Here is a 23,177-nt window from a genome sequence, read left to right as displayed (position 1 = left end):
TCCGGTCGGGGCGCTTTTAGCGGGGAAAAACAGGGGCTATGTGGCTGTGGGAAGGCAACAGTGTGGATACTGCGGGTACCTGCAAATGTTGCCGGTTCTGCCCTATAAGACGGGCAGGACGTACGGTTCCCGGGCGGCAGCTTCCTTGCCCGCAGCCAGGGCCGTCAGCTGGGCGCGTGACTCTACTCCGAGCTTGCGATAGATCGCCGTCAGGCGCACTTCTACCGTGCGGACGGAGACGTACAGTGTGGCTGCGATCTCTTTGTTCCGCATCCCCCTGGCCACCATCTGCGCCAACGCACGTTCATGGTCAATGAGCATGAGCATGGCCGGGTTGCCTGCCGCACGTGCCGGTTCCACCCGTTCATCAAGCAAAAGCGAGTCCACGTGCTGGGTCCAGGCATCGGCGCCGGCTTCATCGAACATCACCTTGGCACGCAGCAGGCCGTCGCGGGCATCCCGCAGCCGGCCAAAGGCGTGGAGCCGTTCTGCGTAGCAGAGCAGCGTCCGCGCCCGCTCGAGCACGGACTCATGGCCGTTCCGGCCGTCCAGCGCCTGGCCGAACAGCTGCAGGGACTGTTCGCCGTCGGCCAGCATCGCCCTGCTCCTCGCAACAGCCATCATCAGCCAGGGGGACCTCAGGCCCACCGACCGGCTCTCCAACCGGAAGAGCGCCACGGTGGCTTCGCGGTGTCTTCCCATTCGGATCAGGACTTCCACCAGATCGGCCTCGCACCGCAGCAGTGTGGGGTTCCCGAATGCCGCTCCGATCTCCACCGCCCGGGAGAGCTGTGCGAATGACTCAGCCAGGTTGCCCCGCATCAGGGCAAAATGGCCCTGGCAGGCGGCCAGTTGGGCCGTAATGGCAGCGTGGCTCTCGGCGCCGGAGAAGTGTTGTGCCTCTGTGGCGTAGATCCGCGCCAGCGCTTCGTCGCCCAAGGCATGGGCCCGCCAGACCCGAAAGATATGCCGCATCCCGCGGTGGTATTTGAGCTCCGGTTCAGAGAGCTCCAGGTCCTCGATCAGTCTCACGGCTGTCCGGACATTGCCTGCACGGATCTCATTGTCCGCCGCAAGGTAGGCTGCGGTTTCCCGCCAGTTGATGTTGCCCGGCTCAACGGTGTTCCGGACCATGGCGAAGGCCTCCTGGGCCAGCTCATGGTGCTCCGCATAGCTCAGGGCACGGGCCATCACCAGGAGGGTTGCCGCGTTATCCGACCCTCCGGCGTCGCGTTTGCGGTTGACGTTGTCGGTTTTTCCGCTGATGGCCTCGATCAGGAGCTTCGTGCGTCCCATCAGGGCCAGGCAGTCCGCGTTGGCTGAATCCTTGAACTGTTCCCCATAGTGGAGCAGGCCGACCGCGTCCTCCAGTTCCCACCGTTCCGCGTAGTAGAGCGCGCCCACTGCCAGTAGGTTGGCGGCGAAAGTGGGATCGTGCCGGCCGAATTCCTTGACCAGCCGCAGCACCATGCTGGAGCGCACGGCGGCGCCTTGAACGAACTGGATTTCGAAGGAGAGGCCTGTGAGGCGAAGGATCAGGGCGGGGTTGCGCGTCACCCGCTGCGCCCACTCCAGGTAGCGCTTTGCGTAGACAAACTCGCTTCGGTTAAACAGCAGCTCGGCAACAGTGGCGAGGCGGGAAGCGGTCTCTGCTTCCCAGGGGTTGATGGTAAGGGCGCGCTCAATGTATTCGACGGCGAAGGCAATTTCCCCGCTCCGGATGAGGTCCACGGCGAACCGGAGGAGGCCAAACGGTGTCTGCCGCTCCAGTGCGGTAAAACTCAGGTGCCACCGCCTGGCGTAAGGGTCTGTAGGGTCCGCCGCTGCAGCCATGGCGCGGTGGTTAGCTGTCCGGACCGCCGGTGTCATGGCGGCAAAGACATAACCCCGGAGCAGCTGGTCCGAAATCCGAAGGTGCGGCCCCGTTCTGGCGGCCATTCCACAGGCGAGCAGCTCATCCACTCCAGGCCACAGATCGCTGTACACCTTTTCCAGTGTTGCGATGTCGCTCCGGCATGACAGCGAAAGCAACTCAAGGACATGGTGGGCCGCCCGCGAGAGCCCTCCAACGGTTGCGGCAAACTCAGATTCGAAACTACCCCTGCAGGGAAGCGGAACCGGAAGGGCGTACTTCCCCTCGGCCTGCCGCTCAAGCAGGCAGGTGTAGAGCTCGACGGCGGCGAGCGGGTTACCCTGGGTGGCTGCCGCAACGGCGTGGACTGCTGCGGTGGCGGTCTGCCGCGCCGGAATCGACTCAAGCATCCGGACGGTGTCGTTGTAGTTCAGCGGTTTCAGCACGAGCGCCGGCAGGCTGGCAAAAGGACTCTCCGCTGTTTCCTCCCGCACACTGAGGAAGAGCGCGATTTCCGTTCCTGCGAGGCGCCGGGCCAGGAAACCGATCACGGCCTGGCTGCTGGGATCAAGCCGGTCGGCGTCGTCGATGACGATCACGGTGCGGGACGATGAGCGTTGGTGGAGTCCGTTGAGCAGCATCGTGGAAACAGTAGGGACGTCCATGGATCTGTTGGAGTCCCGGAGCAGTTCATCGGTGAACCTGTTCAGGACCGGATCGTCGATTCCGTTGAGCAGGGCGGTAAGGCCGGAGAGGGGCCAGTCCGATTCGGACGCGCTGGCGCGCAGGAACACTGTCCGGTAATCAGAGAGCCTTGGGATCTCGGAGAGCAGCGCCGTCTTGCCGACACCGCGCCTGCCGACGATGGTCAGGGCGGAATCCTTCGGCCCTCGGATAACTGCGAGGACCCGGTCCAGCTCCTTGCTTCGGCCAATTAACGACATGCAGGTCCCCCGTTCCGAGAAAGAGACCGACATATTCATTTAAGGCAATAGCTGCCTGCTGGTCCGTCCGGCCACTTTCGTGACGGGCGGACCAGCTACCCGGCCGCTTTCGCGCCCAGCACGGTTCCCAGCCGCTGGGTGCAAATATAGACCGCATTGCACCGTGCGCACCAGAGAGTTTTGGCCGATTAGGTACCTGTCTTTGGGGCATAGGTACTTGTATTTCGGCTGCGTTTCAAAAGTGACGTGGAGGCATCGGCTGGTTCCTGTTGGTGCTCTATGTTGTGACAACATCTGATACGGCCATGACCAGATGGGTGCCGGTGCACACTTACTGCGGGTGTTCACGGGCATCAGCGACACGCCGGCATCTGCCGAAGACGAGGATGCCGCCATAGGGGCAGGTCCAGTGTCCTAATCGCGGCAGGCCACCATCAAGCCGCCAGGTCCAGCACAAGGTTGATGGTGGCCGCCAGGATGACCGTCCCGAACAGGTAGGACAGCAGGCTGTGCTTGAGGGCTTCGCGCCGGATCAGGTGGTTCTCCAGGCTGGTGTCGGACACCTGGTAGGTCATGCCGATGCTCGTGGCCAGGTACGCGAAGTCGGTGTACCGGGGTGGCCCGTCCTGGTTGAAGTTCACTCCGCCGTCCTGCTGCCCGCCGTAGTAATGGCCGGCATACCGGAGTGTGAACAAGGTCTGCACCAGCATCCACGACAGTGCAACGCTTGCCAGCACCAGCGCCGCACCCTCCAGCCTGGCGCCACCGTCTGGCCGGTGTGAATCAACAACGACGACGGCCACCGCAACCAGTGAGGCGATGTTTGCCACCAGGATGAGGAGGTCAGTCGTGGCCCGGGACGGGTCCTCGGTGGTGGCGTGCGATTTGGTTTCCATGGGGTCCATGCGGCCCACCGCAGTCCACACCCACACCACATAAACCAGTGCCGCGGTGGCCCAGCCTGCCGCCGGAGCCTGCAGCCACCCGCCGCTGGCCCCGGTGGCTGCTGCCGCGGCAACCCCCGCGACCAACATGGCGAGGAAGCGAAGCCTGCTGCGGCGGAGGGTGGTGGGGGAGGCGTCCATGGTCTGTACTCTAACGGCGGCGCCTGCACTCCCCGCGGCTCCGGGCCGCAGTGATTCGCGTGCCCGTCTTTCGCAACCTGCGCGGCGGTTTTCCACATAGCCGCAGCCGGTGTTCCAGGGTGGACGCTGGCGGCCTAGTCTGGAGTGAAGCACGAATCGCCTAACCGGTCCACATGCACTAAGATAGTGAAGTCTGTGCTGCGCTCTGCTTCCGTTCCGGTTGCCGGGCCTTGCATGGCATCGCAAATGAACCTCCTGTTACGGAAATGCCGTAACCGCTTAGCCCAAAGGAGGTGGGTTCACATATGCGTCCTTACGAATTGATGGTAATCATCGACCCCGAGGTCGAAGAGCGTACCGTTGAGCCGTCGCTTCAGAAGTTCCTGAATGTCATCACCAACGATGGTGGAACCATCGAAAAGGTTGACATCTGGGGCCGTCGCCGACTGGCCTACGACATCAAGAAGAAGTCTGAAGGTATCTACGCCGTGGTGAACTTCACCGCCAAGCCGGACACCGCCAAGGAACTTGACCGCCAGCTGAGTCTCAACGAGACCATCATGCGCACCAAGATCACCCGCCCCGAAGAGCAGAAGGTCGTTGCTGAGTAATTCAGCCCGATTTTCATTCTTTACCCCGCAGGAACTAACTCTTCACCCAGATCGAACAAGGAGGCAGTAGATGGCAGGCGAAACCACCATTACGGTCATCGGTAATCTCACCAGTGACCCGGAATTGCGGTTCACACCGTCGGGTTCGGCAGTTGCGAACTTCACCATCGCTTCCACCCCTCGTACCTTTGATCGCCAGTCCAATGAGTGGAAGGACGGGGAAACCCTGTTCCTCCGCGCCTCTGTCTGGCGTGAAGCTGCCGAGAACGTCGCGGAATCCCTGACCAAGGGCATGCGCGTCATCGTCTCAGGCCGCCTGAAGAGCCGTTCCTACGAAACAAAAGAAGGCGAGAAGCGCACCGTTATCGAGCTTGAGGTCGATGAAATCGGCCCTAGCCTGCGCTACGCCAATGCCAAAGTCAACCGCACCCAGCGCTCCGGCGCCGGAGGCGGACAAGGTGGCTTCGGCGGCGGCAACAGCGGTGGCGGCTTCGGAGGCAACCCTGGCGCAAACCAGGGTGGAAACTCCGGCGGAAGCTGGGGCGGCAACCAGCCTGCTGCACAGGAGGACCCTTGGGCCACCCCCGGTGTCAGCAACGCAGGCGGCTGGGGCAACGGCCCGGATTCCGAACCTCCCTTCTAACCATTCACAAAGGGCCGACGTCGGCTCCGCCCCGGTGCCCATGGCACCATGGCGATGACGCCGTCGGACCACCACCATCCCGTGGATCAATATCCACGGGCTCCCTAGAATAGGAGCTCCACGATGGCTAAGGCTGAACTCCGTAAGCCCAAACCAAAGTCCAACCCCTTGAAGGCCGCTGACATCACTGTCATCGACTACAAGGACGTAGCATTGCTGCGCAAGTTCATCTCCGACCGCGGAAAGATCCGCGCCCGTCGCGTCACTGGCGTCACGGTGCAGGAACAGCGCAAAATCGCACAGGCAATCAAGAACGCCCGCGAAGTTGCTCTGCTGCCTTACTCCGGCGCTGGCCGCGGCTAAGGAAGGGATTAACTAACATGGCAAAGCTCATTCTGACCCACGAAGTAACCGGTCTCGGTGCTGCTGGCGACGTTGTCGAGGTCAAGGACGGTTACGCACGTAACTACCTGCTGCCCCGCAACTTCGCCCTGACCTGGTCCAAGGGTGGCGAGAAGCAGGTTGAGTCCATCAAGGCTGCCCGCGCCGCCCGCGAGCACGCTTCCCTGGAAGATGCTCAGAAGCAGGCCGCTGCACTCTCCGCCAAGCCGGTCAAGCTGGTCGTCAAGGCCGGCGAGACCGGACGCCTGTTCGGCACCGTCAAGCAGGCCGACGTTGCTGACGCTGTTGAGGCCGCTGGCCTTGGCCGCATCGACAAGCGCAAGGTTGAACTTCCGGCACACATCAAGTCGGTTGGTTCCTACCAGGCCAACGTCCGTCTTCACGACGACGTTGCCGCTGTGATCGAACTCGACGTCGTCGCCAGCAAGTAGCAGGGTTCCCTGAAACCGAGCTTGCGAGGTTTGAGGGACGCTACGCACGGCAAGTAGTCTCTGACTTCACAAGGACCCCGTCGCCGGATTTCCGGCGGCGGGGTTTTTTGTCTGCAGACCCTCCGCCGAGATGACACTTCGCAGCAATCGCGGCGCGAAACACTCCGGTGAAGTGTCATCTCGCGGAAAACAGTTGCTGAGTGGCGGTGGTAGCCTGCAGCGGTGACTCAGAAAACAGAAGCGGCCCGCCGACGTCGCCCCTTCAGCCAGGTGGATGTGTTCACCGCTGAACCGTACCGGGGGAACCCGCTGGCCGTGGTGGTGGACGGAGACGGACTGACAACGGAGCAGATGCAGCAGTTCGCCAACTGGACCAACCTCTCGGAGACAACGTTTCTCCTGCCTCCCACTCATCCGGAGGCCGACTACCGCGTGCGTATCTTCACGGCCCGGGAGGAGTTCCCGTTTGCAGGGCATCCCACGCTGGGTTCTGCCCATGCGTGGCTGGAGGCCGGCGGCATGCCCAAACAGCAGGGCCTCCTGGTTCAGGAATGTGGCGCCGGGCTGGTCCGGGTAAAGCGCGACGGCGGCCAGCTGTCCTTCGCAGCGCCCCCGCTCACGCGTTCCGGACCGGTGGATGAGGAAGACCTCCTGAAGATCGCTTTTGGACTCCAGTTGCCCCGTACAGCGCTTCTGGACGCGTCCTGGCTGGTGAACGGACCTCGCTGGATCGGAGTGCTGCTGGAATCGGCCGGGCACGTGCTGGCAGTCACGCCCGACTACCCCGCACTGGACGGGCTTAGTGTGGGTGTTATCGGGCCTTACGGTACGGGCAGCACGGGTGCCTACCCGGATCCGGGCAGGCCGGATTTTGAGGTCCGTACCTTCATCCCGGGCGATGCCGCAGCCGAAGATCCCGTGACAGGCAGTTTTAATGCCGGGGCAGCGCAATGGCTGATCGGCACCGGGCGCGCGCCGGCGTCGTACACTGCCGCGCAGGGCACGGCGCTGGGGCGGGCAGGCAGGGTCAGCGTGTATTCTGTGCAAGGCGACATCTGGATCGGCGGAAGCTCCACTACCTGCATTAACGGATCTGTGGTCCTTTAGGGCGGGCACCGCTGGGAATAAACACTGGTGGGTGGCGGTTAGCCAGGTACATGCAAACGCATATAGTGTACTTTGAACCTAACCAGGAGCAGACCGTGGAAACCCGCCGCATCACAGTTCTTTCAGCCGGCCTTGGCGTCCCGTCGTCGAGCAGGCTGCTCGCTGACCAGCTTGCAACGTCAGCAGAACGCCAGCTCACCGATGCCGGCTACCGGGTACGCACGGACGTTGTTGAGCTCCGCGACCTGGCTGTGGACATTGCGAACAACTTTGTGACCGGCTACGCCGCCCCGCGGCTGGCTGATGTTGTTTCGGGGGTGGAGGCATCGCACGGCATCATTGCCGTCACTCCGGTGTTCAGTGCGTCCTACAGCGGCCTCTTCAAGTCCTTTATCGACATCCTGGATCCCAAAGCCCTGGAGGGAAAAGCAGTCCTGCTGGGTGCGACCGGAGGCACAGACCGCCACCAGATGGTTCTGGACTACGCCCTGCGTCCGCTGTTCAGCTACTTGAGGACGCGCATCGCTGCCACGGGTGTCTTTGCCGGGCCGCAGGACTGGGGGAACGCCGATCAAGGCAGCTCCCCGCTTTCGGACCGGATCGCGCGGGCCGCCGGAGAGTTCGCCGGCCTCCTTCAGGGCACCCAGCCAGCGCCCAGGCCTGTGGTCTCTGCCTCGTTGCCCTTTGAGCAGTTGCTCGCCGGTATCTCGGGCGGCCACTGAGTCACCTTTCGGAAGGGGCCGAACTTTCCTGCCACCCCGATCGTTGACCGGGTCATGAAGTGTCCTGTGGATTCCATTGACCTGATCATGAGCGAACGCAGTGGTGTGGAGATTGACTACTGCCCCCAGTGCCGGGGTGTCTGGCTGGACAGGGGTGAGCTGGACAAGATCATCGACCGCGCCGAAGCCATGGGCGGAACGGCTGCGCCGGAGCGCCCTGCGTCCCCGCCCCCTGCCATGACTCCGCCGCCGCTGTACCAGAACCTGGACCCGCGCCGGGAACAGGGGCACGACAGCAGGAACTACGGCGACAACAGGAACTACGGCAAGCAGGGCTATGACCGCGACTACGACCGGCGGCGGCCCAAGAAGAAGGAAGGCTGGCTGGGCGAGCTCTTCGACTTCTAGTCCTGCCGCAACCTCTCCGACCGCAACTGCCAGGTCCCGCCAGGCTTCGCACCGTCAGGCTTCGTACCATTAGGCTTCCAGCCTGCTGTGGCACTGGCGTGGGCCGTGCGGAAGGGCCAGTCGTCCAGCAGGATCAGTCGTGCAGAGGGTCAGTCGTCCAGCAGGGCGATGAACTCGCGGGCCTGCTTCAGGGAGATGTCCGAATGCCGCGTGAGTGCAGTGGCGGCTGCTTCGGTGTCTCCGCTGCGTGCCAGTGTCCGGATCCGCCCGTAGATCTCGTCGTTGAGCATGTTGCTGCTGACCTCCCGTGTAACGTCACCCTTGCTGGCGATGGCGCGGTAGCGGTACGGAAACCGCTGGGGGGTGTCGTCGTCGTCAGGCTCCGCAGCAACCGGTTCAGCAGTGGGGCTGCGGTAAGGCTGCGGATGGGCCGCCAACGCAGTGACGGCGTCCCGTGAGGCCCGCAATCCTTCGCCCGTTGACTCGTAGTAGAGCTTGATGGCCGCCATCGCCTGTCCCTGGGCGATGAGCGCATACAGCCTGCGGTGCTGATCCTCGGTGAGCCTGGCTGAGGCTGCCCGGGCAACCTCCACAGGGTCCACGACAGCAGGAGCGCTGGCATGACGTGTGGTGGCGGCCAGACGCCTGCTGATGGCGCGTGACGCCAGGGCGACACCGGCTGCCACCAGCACAAGAATGAGGGCGGGGATCACAAGCGATTCCATGTTCTAAAGCCGATCTACATACTTCTTAGCGGTAGCCAGGTCAGAGTGGGTTGCCTGGCGGAGGAGTTTGATGGCCTGCAGCTTCTGCCCGTTGCGTGCCATCGACTGCAGCTGCAGGGCGAACTGGGGATCCAACTGTCCGCCGGGCACTGCCATGTTCCCGTAATGCCCGGGGACCGGACCAGTCTGAGCCCGGAAGGCTGCCCGGGCGTGGTCCTGCTGCTGGGACTGCTGCTGCTCATTCTGGCTTGGCCTGGTCATGGCATCCACGCGGGCGCGTGCAGCGGTGGCGGCCTGTACCTGTGCCGCATAGTGTTCAGCAGAACGCAATGCGAGGTCCAGCTGGTATCGCTCTGCGTCCGAAATGCCGGAGTCGCGCGGGCGCAGGGCTGTTGAAAGCGCCCACAAGACTGCTACCAGAATGAAACCAGGCAGTAACACCATCAGTAGTTCGCCCATAGATAGAGCTTATGTCAGATCCCCTGTTCTCCACAGCATATTCCCCGCCGCGTATACAGGCCCCGGCTGTTCACGTCAATTTCACCCGGCCCTAGTGTGATCGATCACAAAAAAGGCATCCATTATCGCTGTGGAGGGGGAAACGGCTGTCCCTTTCAACAGCCACCGGTCACAACCTGTGGATGAAGGTTGCCGAAAAGAATATTTAGTCCACACGCTGGGAAGAACGTTTTCGCAGGTCAGAGCCCCATCGGCAGTGGAACTTTTTTTCTTTCCACAGGGCCGCCCACAGGCTGTGCACAAGCTATGCCACTTAGTGCACAGGTTATCCACAGCCCTGGATGGATCCCGGCTTTGCGGCTGGGAGCAGGGCGGCTAGCGTAGCGGGATACCTGTTTTACGGGTGCAGAAAAAGCTGCACTTGGGCATGCTGCCACTGGCAAGGATCCACCGGTCCACCGGATGGGGCCCTTGTGGATAACCTGTGGATTCTGGGGATAACTCTGTCCACGGGCAGGCGTCATGTCCCAAACCGGGCAGGTCCGCGCGGCTCAATGTCGGTGCCAACCGGTACACCTGAGCTAAGGAAGCTGTTGGCGCTTGGCAGCACGTGCACCCCGGCAGGGATGGCATCAAAGCAACGGCAGTTGAGCAAGCCGCGGCACACTACGGAGGACGGCAGCTTTGTCAGTAACGCACCTGGATTCGATCGAGGGCACCCGCGCGTCGGAAGGCAGCCGTAAACCGCCGCAGGATATTCCTGCCGAACAGTCGGTATTGGGCGGCATGATGCTTTCCAAGGACGCCATCGCTGACGTCGTGGAGATCCTCCGCGGGCAGGACTTCTACCGGCCCGCCCATGAAACCATCTACGAAGCCATCATCGACCTCTACGGCCGCGGTGAACCTGCCGATGCCGTCACGGTCTCGGACGAACTGACCAAACGCGCCGAGATCAACAGGATCGGCGGCCCCGCGTACCTGCACGAGCTCATCCAGACCGTCCCCACGGCAGCCAACGCCGGTTATTACGCGGAGATCGTGGCCGAACGGGCTGTTCTCCGCCGCCTGGTCAATGCCGGCACCAAGATCGTCCAGCTGGGATACGGCTCCGACGGCGAAGTGGAGGACCTGGTTAACCAGGCCCAGGCCGAGGTTTACGCTGTGGCCGAGCGGCGCACTGCCGAGGACTACGTGGTCCTCAAGGACGTGATGGAGTCCACGGTGGACGAGATCGAAGCGTCCGGGCACCGTGGCGAGGGAATGACAGGTGTTCCCACCGGCTTCTATGAACTTGATGAGCTGACGCACGGCCTGCACCCTGGCCAGATGATCGTGATCGCTGCCCGCCCTGCCGTAGGCAAGTCCACCTTCGCCCTGGACTTCGCCCGGTCAGCGGCGATCAAGAACAACCTGGCCACCGTGATGTTTTCATTGGAAATGGGCCGCAACGAGATCGCGATGCGCCTCCTCTCGGCCGAGGCAACCATCGGTCTGCAGGACCTCCGCAAGGGCACCATCAAGGACGAGCAGTGGTCCAAGATCGCCACCACCATGGGCCGGATGAATGATGCGCCGCTGTTCATTGATGACAGCCCCAACATGTCGCTGATGGAAATCAGGGCCAAGTGCCGCCGGCTCAAGCAGCAGCATGACCTCAAGCTGGTCATCCTGGACTACCTCCAGCTCATGAGCTCGGGTAAAAAAGTGGAGTCCCGCCAGCAAGAGGTATCGGAATTCTCCCGTGCGCTGAAGCTGTTGGCCAAGGAGCTGCAGGTCCCGGTTATCGCCCTCTCGCAGCTGAACCGTGGCTCCGAACAGCGCCAGGACAAACGCCCGATGGTCTCGGACCTTCGCGAGTCCGGTTCCATTGAGCAGGACGCTGACATGGTGATCCTGCTGCACCGTGAGGACGTCTATGATAAGGAGTCACCGCGCGCGGGCGAGGCGGACATCCTGATCGCCAAGCACCGTAACGGCCCTACCAAAGACATCGTGGTGGCATTCCAGGGCCACTATTCGCGTTTCGCCAACATGGCCGCGGACGCCGGCGGCGGCGGCTTCTAGGGCGCCGCCGTCTGCCAGGTTAGTTCTGCCCTGCTGCGCCCGCCTCCAGCAGGTGGTTGGGTAGCCGGTTACCCGGTGCGGTGCCGCGAATCTCCAACAGTTCCCGTGCGTGGGCGTGGAGCCGCTTGTCTTCCTCCGAGACGGGCACCCACGGCGGGATGGGCACGGAGTTGCCTTCGGCGTCGCGCGCCACCATCACGGTGAGGCAGTAGGTAGTGAGGTCCAGCTCGCCGCTTTTGGGATCTCCTGAGCGGACGTGGACCGCCACGTGCATGCCTTTTGTGCCGGTATACACCAGCCTGGCTTCCACTTCCACCACGTGGCCGATCAGCAGGGGCCGGTAGAAACGGACGCCGCCGGAGAAGACGGCAACGGTGTCCTTCCCGCAGTAGCGTGACGCGCAGACGTATGCGGCTTCGTCGATCCACTTCATCACAATGCCGCCGTGGACCTTCCCTCCCCAGTTGACATCTGTCGGGGCGGCCATAAACCGCAGGGTCACGCGTTCGGCGGTGCCGGCGTCGGTATATTTTTGGCTATTCATTGCCTCCACGATCTGCTCGCGGACCCTGATCCGTGCCAGAGCGTGGTCGCGTTGTTCGATCTCCCGCGGCGTGACCGGTTCAAAGTGCTTTACCGGGACGGGCTTCCCGTCCTGGCCCACCGCCACAAATATCACCATGCACTGGCTCCGCATGGTGGCAGGACCGCCCTTGGGATCCCCCGAGGAAACAACGGTATGAATGTGCATGGAGGAACGGCCGGTGTAAACAATGGTGGCTTCGACCTCCACCATGTCCCCGACGTTGACGGGGTCAGCGAAATGGATATTGCCCACGTAGGCGGTGACGCAATAGGCCTTGGCCCAGCCAACGGCCGCTGCATACGCGGCCTTGTCCACCCACTCCAGCACAGTTCCGGCATCCACGGATCCGCTGTGGCCGACGTCCATGGGAGCGGCCAGGAAGCGGAGGGTTACTGAATTGGGTGCGGTCTCAGTCATGGTGCGATCTTACTGACGGCTGCCGCTACCCGCCGGTTCGGAACGAAAGTGTCCTGCAAACGGCAGCTGCCCCGCCCGCCGAAGGGCGGACGGGGCAGCTGGGCACTGGTTGAGCTGGCCGGGGTTAGCGGACTCCCGTGTAGACGATGTCCGGCTGGGAGGGCATTTCCATGCCCACTCCGATGTAGAAGCCCGGGTGCGGCGGCTGGTTGTAGGAGACGTTCTCCCGCGCCACAGAGAGCCGGTACACCGGATCGTGCATCAGCGTCCGGAGGCGGATGTCGGTGCCGGCGGTGGTGGTGTAGATCCGCAGTTCGGTGCTGTCCGACGACGGCCAGGTAATTTCTTCCCGCCAGTCACCGAGCAGGTCCGCCTGGATGGCAGGTGTGCCCTTGGTGGTGTTATTCGACTTCGCTCCGGAGGCTGTCAGCAACCTGTCGCTGGACTCTGTCTCCCAGTTCCATTTGGCGATGCTCGGAGTTCCACGGCTGGTGGTGGCATCCCAGTCATGGTCCACGATTTCGCGGAGCAGATCCCCGTCCCACCAGGCCAGGAAGTTGGCGGCCGGGATTTTGTTCGCGATCAGTTCACCCTTGGCGGAGCGCAACTCGCCGACAGGTGAATTCCAGGCAGCATCACCACCAATGGCCCAGCCCTCGGCGCCGGCGTAGCGGGGGTCGATGTCGCCGGCAGCGGCCCGGCCCGTGTCCTTCGCGGCAGGGATGCTCCACAGGACTTCGCCGGTCCGGGAGTCCCGGAACGTGGCGCCCGTGTTGCCGCTGGCTCCCATGTCCTCGTGGGGCATAAACGTTTCCAGCCCCGGGCGGGAAGGATCGAAGTCACTGGTGTGGATGGCATCCCCGTGACCCAGGCCGGTGTTGTACAAGGGCTTGCCGTTGTCATCGACGGTCATGGAACCGAAGATGAATTCGTCCTTGCCATCAGCGTCCACGTCAGCCACGGACAGGTTGTGGTTGCCCTGGCCCCGGTACTGCGCCCCTGCAACATCGGAGTCGAAGATCCAGCGTTTGATGATCTTGCCGCCCAGCAGGTCATAGGTGGCCAGCACGGTGCGGGTGTAGTAGCCCCTGCTGAACATCATGGAGGGGCGTTCCCCGTCCAGGTACGCTACCGCGCCCAGGAACCGGTCCACCCGGTTGCCGTAACCATCTCCCCAGGCAGCCACATCACCGCGCGGCGGGTCGTAGGCCACTGTGTCCATGACCGTGCCGGTGGCCCCGTGGAAGACCGTCAGGAACTCGGGCCCGGTCAGCACATAGCCGCTGCTGTTGCGGTAATCCGCCCCAGTGTTCCCGATGACGGTTCCGGCACCGTCCCGTGTGCCATCCGCTGTCTTCATGGCAACTTCGGCCTTGCCGTCGCCGTCGAAGTCGTAGGCCAGCAGCTGCGTGTAGTGTGCGCCGGCGCGGATGTTCGGGCCCATGTTGATCCGCCAGAGCCTGGTGCCGTCCATCCGGTAGGCGTCCACGTAGACCGTGCCGGTGTAGCCCGCCTGGGAGTTGTCCTTGGAGTTGGACGGAGACCACATCTGGAGGATTTCGTAGGTTCCGTCGCCATCCAGGTCAGCAACGCTCGCGTCACCGGCCGAGTAGGAGTAGGGCTGCCCGTCCTTGGTGTAGTCGTCCGCCGGCTTGTCCAGCTTGACTGCCAGGTAGTCCTGCGCCAGCGGCGTGAACTCTCCGGTCAGCTGGTCAGCGCCGGCACCGACGGTCTTGATGACGTAGCGGGAAGCCGCTGTCCCTGACGGGTCCAGGAAGGTGGTGCTGCTGCGGATGGGCTCCTCGGTGAGCTGGACGCCGTCGCGGATGACATGGAAGCCCACCTGCTCCGGGTCCAGGCCCAGCATGCGCCAGCCAACGCGGACGCCGCCGTCAGTCAGCAGGGCCACTGGTGCACGGTCAAGCTTCTCCATCTGCCGGTTGACCACGGTCACTTTCTCCGTGCCCACAACAGGCGAGGGAGCAGATTCGCCGCCCTTGTTCACGGTGGTGACCCGGTAGTAGTACTTGATGGTGGTCAGGACCGTGTAGTCGGTGTAGTTCACCTCGGTGGCCCGGCCCACGTAGTCGAAGGGACCGTCAGGTGACGTGGACCGGTAGACCTGGTAGGCGGCAGCGTTGGCCACTTTCTGCCATTTCAGGTTCACGCTGGTCTTCTCCACGGCTTTGATGTCCACCTTGGCTGTGGCTGCGGGGACAGGAGTGCCGGGATCCACCAGCGGAATCCCTACCGTGTTGGAGGGGACTGATTCCAGGCCGGTGTTGTCCAGTGCGGTGACGAAGTACTTGTAGGTCAGCCCGGCGAAAGCAGTGGCGTCCTGGAAGGACGGGGCTGAGACGTTTTCCGCGATCAGCCCGGGCTCGGCTTCAAAGGACGCCTGGCGGAACACCTTGTAGCTGGCGGCGTCCGTCACTGCGTCCCAGGCAAGGTCCACGGTGGGCGGTTCGGCTGCCGCGTTGAGGCCCGTGGCGTGCAGGTTCGTGGGGCCCACCAGCAGCGGGGTGACCTCCAAGCCATTGAGCCGCTGCCCGGAGCCGCTGATGGACAGGTTCAGCTGCCCGTCCGAGACCAGGACCTGGTTGATGATTTTGGTGGCGGAGGAGGCACGGCCGGAGGAGACCTGGCCGAAGGGGGTGCCTTCGGCCGCAACGTCTGTCCGCGTGGAGCCGATCCAGTCGCTGTGGTAGGTCTTCAGGGCGTAGGTGCCGTTGGGCACGTCCAGCTGGAATTCGAAGCTGGAGCCGCTGAGGACGAAGTCGCGCAGCAGGTTCGTGGTCACCGCACCGCGGTCCCGGTCGCTGAGGACGGAGATGTCCTTGAAGCCGAAGGTGCGTTCCGGAGAGTAGCCCATGGTCCGGTTCACCTCGGTGTAGCCCGGTTCGACCGGTGCTCCCACCGGGCCGAAATCGAACTTGTATTTCGCCTGCTTGGTGGTCAGGTTGAGGGTGTCGCTCGGCTCGGAAAGGCCCTTGCCGTTCATGGCCGCAACGCGGACGCTGTAGGCCGTGCCTTCGGCCAGCCCGGCGAGGTTGGCGGTGGGGACCGTGGCGGTGGTGGTCAGCTTGTAGGCGCTGTCCGGCTCGGCGGCCGGCTTGCGGTACACCTTGTAGATGTCCGCACCCTCAACGGGCTGCCACTTCAGGAGGGCGCCCGCGTTGGAGATGCTGCCCGCCACCAGGCCCTTCGGCTTGGCAGGAACGGACGACGGCGGCGCGATTTCCTTGACGCGGGAGGCCAGCGGAACGCTGAGCTGCTTCACGCCGCCGGCCACGAGGCGGGCGATCTGGATGGCCCCGTACTCCTGGAAGTGCGTATTGTCCACTGTCCCGGTGGGCCGGTTGGGGTAGACCCCGGCGTCCACGTGGAGGAAGACGGACTTGGTGTCCTCCGGCCCGATCTCGTCATAATAAGCGCGGCTTGAGGCGGAGAGGTCCACCAGGGCCACACTTTCCTCGGCGGCCAGTTCCTGCATCTTGGCTACGTACTCGGGGAAGCTGACCCTGAATTTGCCGGTGGCCTCATCAAAGTCGCGGCGGCCCACGGGAGTGACCAGGATGGGGGTGGCACCGCGCTGCCGGGCGCCGTGGACGTACGTCCGCAGGTATTCCTTGTAGTCCGCGGGGGAGGCGTACCGGTCGTCCACGCCGATGGTTGCGTCATTGTGGCCGAACTGGACCATCAGGTAATCGCCGGGGTTAATGACGCGGAGGATCTCATCGAGCCGTCCCTGGCTGATGAAGTTCTTGGAGCTCCGGCCGCCGATGGCGTGGTTGCGGAACGTCACCGCACTGTCGAAGTAGCGGTCGATCATCTGGCCCCAGCCGGCCTGCGGAACGAAGCCCGGGTCATAGGTCTGGACCGTTGAGTCGCCGGCCAGGTAGATGCCGGGATCGGTGGTGGCGGTGCGGGGTGCCCGTGCGGCGATGACCAGTGAGTTGATCTTGGCTGCGGTGCCGCTGAAATCGAGGTTCAGCTGGCCGTCCACCAGCGAAATGGGGAACTCCATCTCCAGGTACTGGCCGGGAGCTTTGTCTGTGAGCTGGACTTTTGCCATTTTCTCGGCGGTGATGGCGATGTTGGTTGCTTCTGCGGCATCGCCTGCCAGCAGCTTGATGGTGTAGTCACCGTTGGGCAGGTCAACCAGGAACGTGCTGCCCTGGGCCTGCACGAAGTCTGAGCGGACGGCATCACCGGTGCCACGGTCTGCGCCGGAGGTGACGGCGGTGTCCGTGAAACCGAACTTTCCTGCTGCCGTGTATTGGGTAGCGGCGTCCACTCGGGTGTACCCATCCGCCGTGGGACCAGGACCGAAATCAAACTTGAATCCGCTGCCCACCGGTGGCAGCGTGTCCGCGTGGACCGGCGGGAGGCCGGTCAAAGCGATCGCGGCAGAGGCAACGGCTGCGGTGGCAGCCCTGGTGCCTGAGGTGAGGATCCTGCGGCGGTGCGGGGGCCCTGCCTTGGAGCTGGATATCGCTTGCGGGGGTTTCTTCACGGACATCTCCTTCGATGAGCGGTGGCGAAGCGGCCCCGGCCCTCGGTTGGAACGATTCAAAAGAAACGCGCAGCTGTAGTGCAAATGCGCGCGAGACTAGGGAAGGTTCCCGGGGATGACCCGTTGAAGAAAAGCTGAGACCTGGGGTGCGGTGATGCAGTTCTCACTGCAACAGTCATAGGTTTACCAGCAGCAACAGGAGGCTGGCAAGCGTTTTCCCAACTTTCCCGCGCTCTTCTGGTGCTAATTGTCCGCAAGTGTTAAGTCTTGCCCAAGGAAACTCTCATTGCCGTCCTCCTCAAGACTTCTTGTTCCGCGGTTCGCTGCAGGTGCGGGGGTGTCCAGGAGGAGCGGTGTTAAACGCCGACGGCGGCCGGGCACCCAGGGTGCCCCGCCGCCGTCGAGCGGTGTTCTGCTTTTCGGTGCTTAGGCCAGGACTGCAAGCTTTGAGTTGCTGCGGCCAAAGAGGGCGCGGTCCACCGAAATGCGGCCTGCTCCGGTGAGGGCCAGGGCCAAGGCAGCGGCGGCGAGCAGGAGTACCAGCTCATAGCCGCCTGTGGCGGCGAAAATGCCTGCCGGGGCATGCACCAGGAACAGGGCGCCGAGCATATCCAGGGCAAGGAGGGCGGCTACTACGCGGGTCAGGACGCCCAGGATCAGGGCAATTCCGCCGGCCAACTCAAGGCTTGCTATGACAGGTGCGGCCACTTCGGCGGCTGGAACACCCATCTTGGCGAAGGAGGCCTGGGTGCCGGCGATGGTGAATTCGTTGAACTTCTGCCAACCGTGGGCCGTGAAGAGGAAGCCGAGGATGACGCGCAGGATGGTGATGGCGCTGGTGGTAAGGGAGGTCTGGTTCATGGGAGTTTCACCGTTCGAATATCGGTCAGGGCTGTTTTGGACACAAGCGGGCCGGATCGCAGCGTTGAAGCTTGAAGTATCAAGTCTCCACCATACTTACTTGAACCGTCAACTAAATGCAGGCGATGTGTCCCTTGTCATAAACTGGGACAGCCTGAATCAAGTGTTGTCGGCAGGTCGGGCTACGCTGTCATCGTGCCTCGCCAAACCACGCCTGATGCCTATTCGACGGCGCCTGCCGGCCATGCCCGGGAGATCCTGCGGCTTGCTGTGCCGGCCTTCGGCGCGCTCATTGCCGAACCGATGTTCCTGCTTGCTGATTCCGCCATTGTTGGTCATCTCGGCGTCGCGCAGCTGGCCGGTGTGGGACTGGCCTCGGCGGTGCTGCACACGGTCGTCGGGCTGATGGTTTTCCTGGCCTACTCCACCACGCCCGCAGTGGCCCGCGCCATCGGCCACGGGCAGCTCGCCAAGGCACTGGCTGCAGGCCGTGACGGCGTGTGGCTGGCGTTGTTGCTCGGCATCATCCTTGCCGCGGCAGGGTTTGTCGCCGCCGAGCCTCTGATGGACCTGATGGGCGCCCAGGGTGACGTTCGCACCTTTGCGGTGGATTACCTCAGATGGTCAATGCCCGGACTCGTGGCCATGCTGCTCATTTTCGCCGGGACAGGCGTGCTGCGCGGGCTGCAGGACACGCGCACCCCCCTGGTGGTGGCCACTGTGGGCTTTGCACTCAACATCGCCCTCAACCTGTGGCTTGTTTATGGCCTGGGCTGGTCGGTAACAGGTTCGGCGGTGGGTACCAGCATCGCGCAGTGGGCCATGGCAGCCGTCTATCTCGTTATGGTCCAACGGAATGCCTCCCGGCACGGGGTCAGCCTGCTGCCGGACTGGCACGGCATCCGCACCATGACCCGGATCGGTTCCTGGCTGATGCTGCGCACGCTCAGCCTGCGGGTGGCCATCCTGGCTACCGTCCTGGTGGTCACAGCCCAGGGCGCAACCAACCTTGCCGCACACCAGTTGGCCATGACCATCTTTTCATTCCTCGCCTTCGCGCTCGATGCGCTGGCGATCGCCGCCCAGGCTCTGATCGGAAAGGAATTGGGGGCATCACGCCCCCGCATGGCACGCCAGTTGACCCGCATCATGATCCGTTGGGGTGCGGGCTTCGGGGTGGTCACCGGGATCCTGCTGGCCCTGGCCGCGCCGTGGGTGGGCGCATTGTTTACGCCGGATCCCGGCGTGCAGTCCACCCTCACCCTTGCGCTGTGGGTACTGGCCGCCGGCCAGCCTGTCGCAGGGTACGTTTTTGTCCTCGACGGCGTCCTGATCGGTGCCGGGGATGCGAAGTACCTGGCGCTCGCGGGCGTGGTCAATCTTGCCGTGTATGTGCCCATGCTCCTTGCCATCAGTGGCTCTGGTATTTCCGGGGCATCAGGATTGATGTGGCTCTGGGCCGCCTTTGCCCTGGGTTATATGGCCGCCCGCGCCGTGACGCTCGGTCTCCGTGCGCGGTCCGACCGCTGGATGGTGCTCGGTTCGTCCTAGCGTCCGCGGCCACTAAACTGGTCCGGTGACCCAACCGCTGACACCCGCAGGAACGTCCCCAGGTACCGCACCCCAAGCCGAGCTGTGGAAATCCATACTCCTGCGCGCCGGGGCGGCGCTGGCGTTTGGCGCGGTGACCGTTTTTTGGACTTCACCGTCCGTCGCCGTGATGGGTTGGGCGGGCGGACTCTACCTGCTGGCCACCGGCCTGCTGTTCCTCAAGAGCATCCCGCTGGCCGGTTTCCGAGCTGACGCCATGCCGGGGCGGATTTTTTCCGCCGCCGGATCGGTTCTGGCCGGCGGCGGCGTGGCTCTTGTCCTGATCCACGGGGACCTCGTCTGGGGTGTCCTGGCAGCGCTGGGCCTGGGCCTGGCCGGCGCCGTGGAGTTGTACTGCGGTGTCCAGTACCGCGGCCGGCATGTCCTGGCAAGGGACTGGCTGATCTCCGGCATCGTTGGCCTTGGCACCGCCGCTGCCCTGCCCTTTTTCATCAGCCTGGGCGCCCACGCCCTGCTTGGCGTTGCCGGTGGTGGTGCCATCATTTCCGGAGTTCTGTGGACGCTGTCCGGGCTGACCCTCAGGCACGATGCCAGGCCAGCCAGCGAGAAGCCGTAAACTAGGAAGGCACGGTTCTACTCAGCGTAGAAGAATCGCCGCGGGTGAGTGCAGAGCAGGACGCATTCACACCACAATATTCAAACCAGGCAGCCGCAGCGCCATGCCTGAACGGGAGGAACCACCTTGGCAGACCAGCAACCAGGAAAACCGCGTAAGCTGCGGACCTCGGTGAAGGGGCCGCTGATGTTCTCCGCGTTCTGGGCCGTCATCGCCTTCTTTGCAGTACTGATTTTCGCCTCCGGCGGCAGTTCCCGTGCCCCGCGCTTTGACTTGGCCTTTACCGGCGCCGGTATAGCCTTCATCGTCACGCTGGTCATCGCCGCCATGCTTTCCATGAGCTACAAGGACAACGCCGAGCACCTTGGCAAGGGGTCCGGCGTGAACCTGAGTTCGGCCAAGAAGTCATCTCACGGGTTTGGCGGCCACGGCAGCCAGGGAACGGCCCGTCCCGGAGCGCCCGAATCCGATAATCCGGATTCGAGCGGCAAAGGCGCCGGAACCTAGCCAGCACCGTCAGTCCGCGCCACCCCGGGTGAGTTTTTGTCCATTTAAGGCGACTTCGAGCCCTTACAACCCGCCGTATCTGGACGAAAACTCTTTGGGTTAGGTTGTTGCCGCCTGGCGTGCCCGGTAGGCGGCAACATGCATCCGGTTGGCGCAGTTTCCCGTATCGCAGTACCGCTTCGAGCGGTTGCGGCTGAGGTCCAGCACCACGGCATCGCAGCCTTCCGCTTCGCAGACAAGCATTCGGTCCATTTCTTTGCTGCGGATGACGTCCACCAGCGCCATGGCAGCCTCGGTGCTCATTCGGTCCGCCAGTGGCGCTTCGGGCGTGGTGGCATGCAGATGCCAGTCCCATTCGTCATGCTTCATCAGCTGCGGGAGGGCATTGGCGTCCCGCAGGAGGCGGTTAACTGTCGCCACGGCCGTGTCCTCATCCATAGTCCAGAGCACAGCCAGTTGGCTCCGGAGCTCATGAACGCTGGCGAGCTCGGCGTCATCGCGGGTGCGTGAGCCGCTGAATCCTTCCGCCTCCAGGAAGCGGTCCAGATCGCCAACGCTGGCTAGGTTTTCCCTTCCGTTCGCAGCCGTATTGATCAGGTTGACGACGGTGCGCAGCGCAACGTCCGTGTCAGGGGCAAAAAGCATCTTGACTCCTTACAGGGAGGGCGCGTAGTGTCATGACCATTACCCCACTTTACTCCTGACAGGAGGCGACGTTGCCTGCCGCCAAAACCATCCGGTTCCGCCGGCCACCAGCTGCAGAACGCCGCGGCTTCGGAGCCCGGGGGCTGTGGATCGCACTGTTTTCGTCTGCCGTGTTCGGAATCTCGGGCTCTTTCGCCAAGGCCCTCCTGGAAACCGGCTGGTCGCCGGGGGCGGCCGTGACTGCCCGCCTCACGGGCGCCGCCCTTATCCTTGCCATTCCGGCGCTCTTCGCGCTGCGCGGAAACTGGCACCAGTTAAGGGACAACTGGGTCACCATCGTGCTGTTTGGCCTGATCGGGGTTGCCGCCTGCCAACTGTTCTACTTCAACGCGGTAGCCAGGCTTTCGGTGGGGGTGGCGCTCCTCCTGGAGTACCTGGCGCCGGTGATCATTGTGCTCTGGCTGTGGGCTGCCAGCCGGAAACGGCCCCGTGCGCTCACCTTCGGCGGAACGCTGCTGTCCCTCGCCGGCCTGGTCCTGGTGCTGGACCTCACAGGGGCCGTCAAGATCGATATCGTCGGCGTCTTCTGGGGAATCGCTGCTGCGGTCTGCCTTGCCATGTACTTCTTCATCACCGCCAAGGAGAACGAGTCCCTGCCGCCGATCGTCCTGGCCTCAACCGGGCTGATGGTTGGTGCGGCGGTCATGTGGCTGGCCGGCGCAACAGGCCTGTTGCCGATGGAATTCAGCACTGCCGATACCAGGCTCGGCCCCTGGGTGACGCCGTGGTGGGTTTCCGTGGGCGGGCTGGTGATCCTGGCGACGGTATTGGCCTACGTGTCCGGCATCATGGCTGCCCGAGCTCTGGGCTCCAAGGTGGCGTCCTTCATGTCACTCACCGAGGTTCTGTTCGCCGTCATCTGGGCGTGGCTGTTGCTGGGTGAACTTCCCGGAGTCATCCAGCTGCTGGGCGGGGCCCTCATCGTCGGCGGTGTCATCCTGGTCCGGCTTGATGAGCTCCGCCGGCCCCGGACACCGTCCACGAAACTGTCAGCCCGGGCACTGGCGGATGGGGAAAAATCGCAGCCGAAAAAGGCAGGTGCTGCAAAGGCGGCGTCGCCCCTGGCGCACGCCAACGACGTCGAACCTGTACCGTAAGCGCCCAGCTGACGCGACCCGCAAACACCGCCCGGCCACGGCAGAAAAAGTTAACGTCAGAGGGCCCGGACACGTGATGTGTCCGGGCCCTCGTCAAACGGTGGAGACTAGGCCGAAGCGGTGGTCTGCTCGTCGGCGTTCTTGCCTGCACGGGTGCCGGCATCGCGCAGGGCTTCAACGACCCGCGAAAGCGCGGTCATGTGGGTGCCGGACCATTCGCTGCGGAACTTGTCCGCGTCCGGGCCCATCCACTGCGTGCTTTCGAGCCGTGAGTTGAGCTCACTCTTCTGAGCCTCGATAGCCTCGGCACCTCCGTTGAGCTTGGTGCTGAGAGTCCTGAGACCTTCTACGTCTGCGCCCCAAATAGCCATGGTGTTCTCCTTCATTTTTTTTGGATCCGATCCAGATCGGCTCCCCAGCGGCCTCCGGCTTGTCCGGAAGATCCATTGCCTAAAACCTATCCCGGCCCCCAAACAGTGTCGATGGGCACCCCTGCCCATGAAGTACTCCCCATGGTCGGGTACCTCGGCAGCTGGCCGAGGGGGGTCGATCCCAGGCGCTCCAGAGCCTAGCATGTGAATATGTGCCGGAATATCCGAACCCTCCACAACTTTGAACCGCACGCTTCCTCCGAAGAGGTGCATGCCGCCGCGCTGCAATACGTGCGGAAAATCAGCGGCAGCACCAAGCCGTCCAAGGCCAACGAGGAAGCTTTCCAGGAGGCGGTGCACGAGATCGCCCACATCACCCAGCACCTCCTGGATTCGCTCGTTACCCAGGCTCCGCCCAAGGACCGGGAGGAAGAGGCGGCCAAGGCCAAGGCTCGCTCCGCCGTTCGGTTCGGCGCGGCTTAGCTGTATTTACC

Annotated in this window: 22 protein-coding genes; 13 read left to right on the top strand and 9 right to left on the bottom strand. The window is 63.5% G+C overall.

Annotated elements, in window-relative coordinates:
- Positions 1-102: 102 nt before the first annotated feature.
- Complete coding sequence (locus M1E17_RS23075; protein ID WP_457964460.1) at positions 103-2,796, bottom strand: AAA family ATPase; 2,694 nt, start codon at positions 2,794-2,796, stop codon at positions 103-105.
- Between the two features lie 434 nt (positions 2,797-3,230).
- Entirely contained in the window at positions 3,231-3,881 is a 651-nt protein-coding gene (locus M1E17_RS23070) for a DUF1345 domain-containing protein (protein WP_457964458.1), read from the bottom strand.
- 305 nt (positions 3,882-4,186) lie between these two features.
- Here M1E17_RS23070 and rpsF point away from each other — a divergent pair, with 305 nt between their 5' ends.
- The 7 genes from rpsF to M1E17_RS23035 all read left to right on the top strand — a co-directional run bounded on the left by rpsF (position 4,187) and on the right by M1E17_RS23035 (position 8,205).
- Complete coding sequence (gene rpsF, locus M1E17_RS23065; protein WP_050683795.1) at positions 4,187-4,492, top strand: 30S ribosomal protein S6; 306 nt, start codon at positions 4,187-4,189, stop codon at positions 4,490-4,492.
- Positions 4,493-4,562: 70 nt separating this feature from the next.
- Positions 4,563-5,135, top strand: coding sequence for a single-stranded DNA-binding protein (locus M1E17_RS23060; protein ID WP_267276957.1), 573 nt, complete (start codon positions 4,563-4,565; stop codon positions 5,133-5,135).
- A 123-nt stretch (positions 5,136-5,258) separates the two neighbouring features.
- Positions 5,259-5,498 (top strand): 30S ribosomal protein S18, encoded by a 240-nt coding sequence (rpsR, locus tag M1E17_RS23055; protein WP_003800144.1) that lies wholly within the window; start codon positions 5,259-5,261, stop codon positions 5,496-5,498.
- A 17-nt stretch (positions 5,499-5,515) separates the two neighbouring features.
- Positions 5,516-5,968, top strand: a complete 453-nt coding sequence (gene rplI, locus M1E17_RS23050; protein WP_457964455.1) for a 50S ribosomal protein L9 — start codon at positions 5,516-5,518, stop codon at positions 5,966-5,968.
- Between the two features lie 222 nt (positions 5,969-6,190).
- Positions 6,191-7,075 carry a PhzF family phenazine biosynthesis protein gene (locus M1E17_RS23045; protein WP_457964453.1) on the top strand — a complete coding sequence of 295 codons (885 nt, stop codon included), beginning with the start codon at positions 6,191-6,193 and terminating at the stop codon, positions 7,073-7,075.
- A gap of 95 nt (positions 7,076-7,170) precedes the next feature.
- A complete protein-coding gene (locus M1E17_RS23040) occupies positions 7,171-7,797 on the top strand; it encodes an FMN reductase (RefSeq protein ID WP_457964451.1) in 627 nt (208 codons plus the stop codon).
- A gap of 66 nt (positions 7,798-7,863) precedes the next feature.
- Complete coding sequence (locus tag M1E17_RS23035; RefSeq protein WP_457964449.1) at positions 7,864-8,205, top strand: TFIIB-type zinc ribbon-containing protein; 342 nt, start codon at positions 7,864-7,866, stop codon at positions 8,203-8,205.
- Positions 8,206-8,354: 149 nt separating this feature from the next.
- Here M1E17_RS23035 and M1E17_RS23030 read toward each other — a convergent pair whose 3' ends face one another.
- The gene (locus M1E17_RS23030; protein WP_457964447.1) at positions 8,355-8,930 is read right to left on the bottom strand and encodes a hypothetical protein; all 576 of its coding nucleotides are present in this window, start codon (positions 8,928-8,930) and stop codon (positions 8,355-8,357) included.
- A gap of 3 nt (positions 8,931-8,933) precedes the next feature.
- Positions 8,934-9,389, bottom strand: coding sequence for a hypothetical protein (locus M1E17_RS23025; RefSeq protein WP_457964446.1), 456 nt, complete (start codon positions 9,387-9,389; stop codon positions 8,934-8,936).
- A gap of 684 nt (positions 9,390-10,073) precedes the next feature.
- Here M1E17_RS23025 and dnaB point away from each other — a divergent pair.
- Positions 10,074-11,456, top strand: a complete 1,383-nt coding sequence (dnaB, locus tag M1E17_RS23020) for a replicative DNA helicase (RefSeq protein WP_267276951.1) — start codon at positions 10,074-10,076, stop codon at positions 11,454-11,456.
- A 19-nt stretch (positions 11,457-11,475) separates the two neighbouring features.
- Here the strand turns inward: dnaB and M1E17_RS23015 are convergent, their stop codons facing one another.
- The 3 genes from M1E17_RS23015 to M1E17_RS23005 form a co-directional block, all read right to left on the bottom strand.
- Positions 11,476-12,459, bottom strand: a complete 984-nt coding sequence (locus M1E17_RS23015; RefSeq protein WP_457964445.1) for an acyl-CoA thioesterase — start codon at positions 12,457-12,459, stop codon at positions 11,476-11,478.
- Positions 12,460-12,583: 124 nt separating this feature from the next.
- Positions 12,584-16,975, bottom strand: coding sequence for a rhamnogalacturonan lyase family protein (locus M1E17_RS23010; protein WP_457964444.1), 4,392 nt, complete (start codon positions 16,973-16,975; stop codon positions 12,584-12,586).
- A 426-nt stretch (positions 16,976-17,401) separates the two neighbouring features.
- Positions 17,402-17,836, bottom strand: coding sequence for a DoxX family protein (locus tag M1E17_RS23005; RefSeq protein WP_457964443.1), 435 nt, complete (start codon positions 17,834-17,836; stop codon positions 17,402-17,404).
- A 195-nt stretch (positions 17,837-18,031) separates the two neighbouring features.
- Between M1E17_RS23005 and M1E17_RS23000 the strand changes: the two genes are divergently transcribed.
- The 3 genes from M1E17_RS23000 to M1E17_RS22990 all read left to right on the top strand — a co-directional run bounded on the left by M1E17_RS23000 (position 18,032) and on the right by M1E17_RS22990 (position 20,510).
- Positions 18,032-19,387 carry an MATE family efflux transporter gene (locus tag M1E17_RS23000; protein WP_457964442.1) on the top strand — a complete coding sequence of 452 codons (1,356 nt, stop codon included), beginning with the start codon at positions 18,032-18,034 and terminating at the stop codon, positions 19,385-19,387.
- A 25-nt stretch (positions 19,388-19,412) separates the two neighbouring features.
- Positions 19,413-20,003 carry a hypothetical protein gene (locus M1E17_RS22995; RefSeq protein ID WP_457964441.1) on the top strand — a complete coding sequence of 197 codons (591 nt, stop codon included), beginning with the start codon at positions 19,413-19,415 and terminating at the stop codon, positions 20,001-20,003.
- A 126-nt stretch (positions 20,004-20,129) separates the two neighbouring features.
- Positions 20,130-20,510, top strand: a complete 381-nt coding sequence (locus M1E17_RS22990; RefSeq protein ID WP_457964440.1) for a hypothetical protein — start codon at positions 20,130-20,132, stop codon at positions 20,508-20,510.
- Positions 20,511-20,609: 99 nt separating this feature from the next.
- Here M1E17_RS22990 and M1E17_RS22985 read toward each other — a convergent pair whose 3' ends face one another.
- The gene (locus M1E17_RS22985; protein WP_457964438.1) at positions 20,610-21,155 is read right to left on the bottom strand and encodes a CGNR zinc finger domain-containing protein; all 546 of its coding nucleotides are present in this window, start codon (positions 21,153-21,155) and stop codon (positions 20,610-20,612) included.
- Between the two features lie 71 nt (positions 21,156-21,226).
- On the opposite strand from M1E17_RS22985, the gene M1E17_RS22980 reads away from it, so the two are divergent.
- Positions 21,227-22,312: an EamA family transporter gene (locus M1E17_RS22980; protein ID WP_457964437.1), complete on the top strand. Its 1,086-nt coding sequence runs from the start codon at positions 21,227-21,229 to the stop codon at positions 22,310-22,312.
- Positions 22,313-22,419: 107 nt separating this feature from the next.
- Here the strand turns inward: M1E17_RS22980 and M1E17_RS22975 are convergent, their stop codons facing one another.
- Positions 22,420-22,683: a WXG100 family type VII secretion target gene (locus M1E17_RS22975; RefSeq protein WP_457964436.1), complete on the bottom strand. Its 264-nt coding sequence runs from the start codon at positions 22,681-22,683 to the stop codon at positions 22,420-22,422.
- Between the two features lie 210 nt (positions 22,684-22,893).
- Between M1E17_RS22975 and M1E17_RS22970 the strand changes: the two genes are divergently transcribed.
- Positions 22,894-23,166 (top strand): DUF2277 domain-containing protein, encoded by a 273-nt coding sequence (locus tag M1E17_RS22970; protein WP_267276945.1) that lies wholly within the window; start codon positions 22,894-22,896, stop codon positions 23,164-23,166.
- Positions 23,167-23,177 lie beyond the last annotated feature (11 nt).

It is taken from the genome of Arthrobacter sp. D1-29, assembly GCF_054130585.1.
Note: the sequence above shows the minus strand (reverse complement) of the source record. Positions and strands in the feature narration are given on the sequence as shown.

Coding starts and splice junctions, on each gene's coding strand:
- M1E17_RS23075 (WP_457964460.1), bottom strand. CDS start 2,796: ATGTCGTTAATTGGCCGAAGCAAGGAGCTGGACCGGGTCCTCGCAGTT.
- M1E17_RS23070 (WP_457964458.1), bottom strand. CDS start 3,881: ATGGACGCCTCCCCCACCACCCTCCGCCGCAGCAGGCTTCGCTTCCTC.
- rpsF (WP_050683795.1), top strand. CDS start 4,187: ATGCGTCCTTACGAATTGATGGTAATCATCGACCCCGAGGTCGAAGAG.
- M1E17_RS23060 (WP_267276957.1), top strand. CDS start 4,563: ATGGCAGGCGAAACCACCATTACGGTCATCGGTAATCTCACCAGTGAC.
- rpsR (WP_003800144.1), top strand. CDS start 5,259: ATGGCTAAGGCTGAACTCCGTAAGCCCAAACCAAAGTCCAACCCCTTG.
- rplI (WP_457964455.1), top strand. CDS start 5,516: ATGGCAAAGCTCATTCTGACCCACGAAGTAACCGGTCTCGGTGCTGCT.
- M1E17_RS23030 (WP_457964447.1), bottom strand. CDS start 8,930: ATGGAATCGCTTGTGATCCCCGCCCTCATTCTTGTGCTGGTGGCAGCC.
- M1E17_RS23025 (WP_457964446.1), bottom strand. CDS start 9,389: ATGGGCGAACTACTGATGGTGTTACTGCCTGGTTTCATTCTGGTAGCA.
- M1E17_RS23015 (WP_457964445.1), bottom strand. CDS start 12,459: ATGACTGAGACCGCACCCAATTCAGTAACCCTCCGCTTCCTGGCCGCT.
- M1E17_RS23005 (WP_457964443.1), bottom strand. CDS start 17,836: ATGAACCAGACCTCCCTTACCACCAGCGCCATCACCATCCTGCGCGTC.
- M1E17_RS22985 (WP_457964438.1), bottom strand. CDS start 21,155: ATGCTTTTTGCCCCTGACACGGACGTTGCGCTGCGCACCGTCGTCAAC.
- M1E17_RS22975 (WP_457964436.1), bottom strand. CDS start 22,683: ATGGCTATTTGGGGCGCAGACGTAGAAGGTCTCAGGACTCTCAGCACC.
- M1E17_RS22970 (WP_267276945.1), top strand. CDS start 22,894: ATGTGCCGGAATATCCGAACCCTCCACAACTTTGAACCGCACGCTTCC.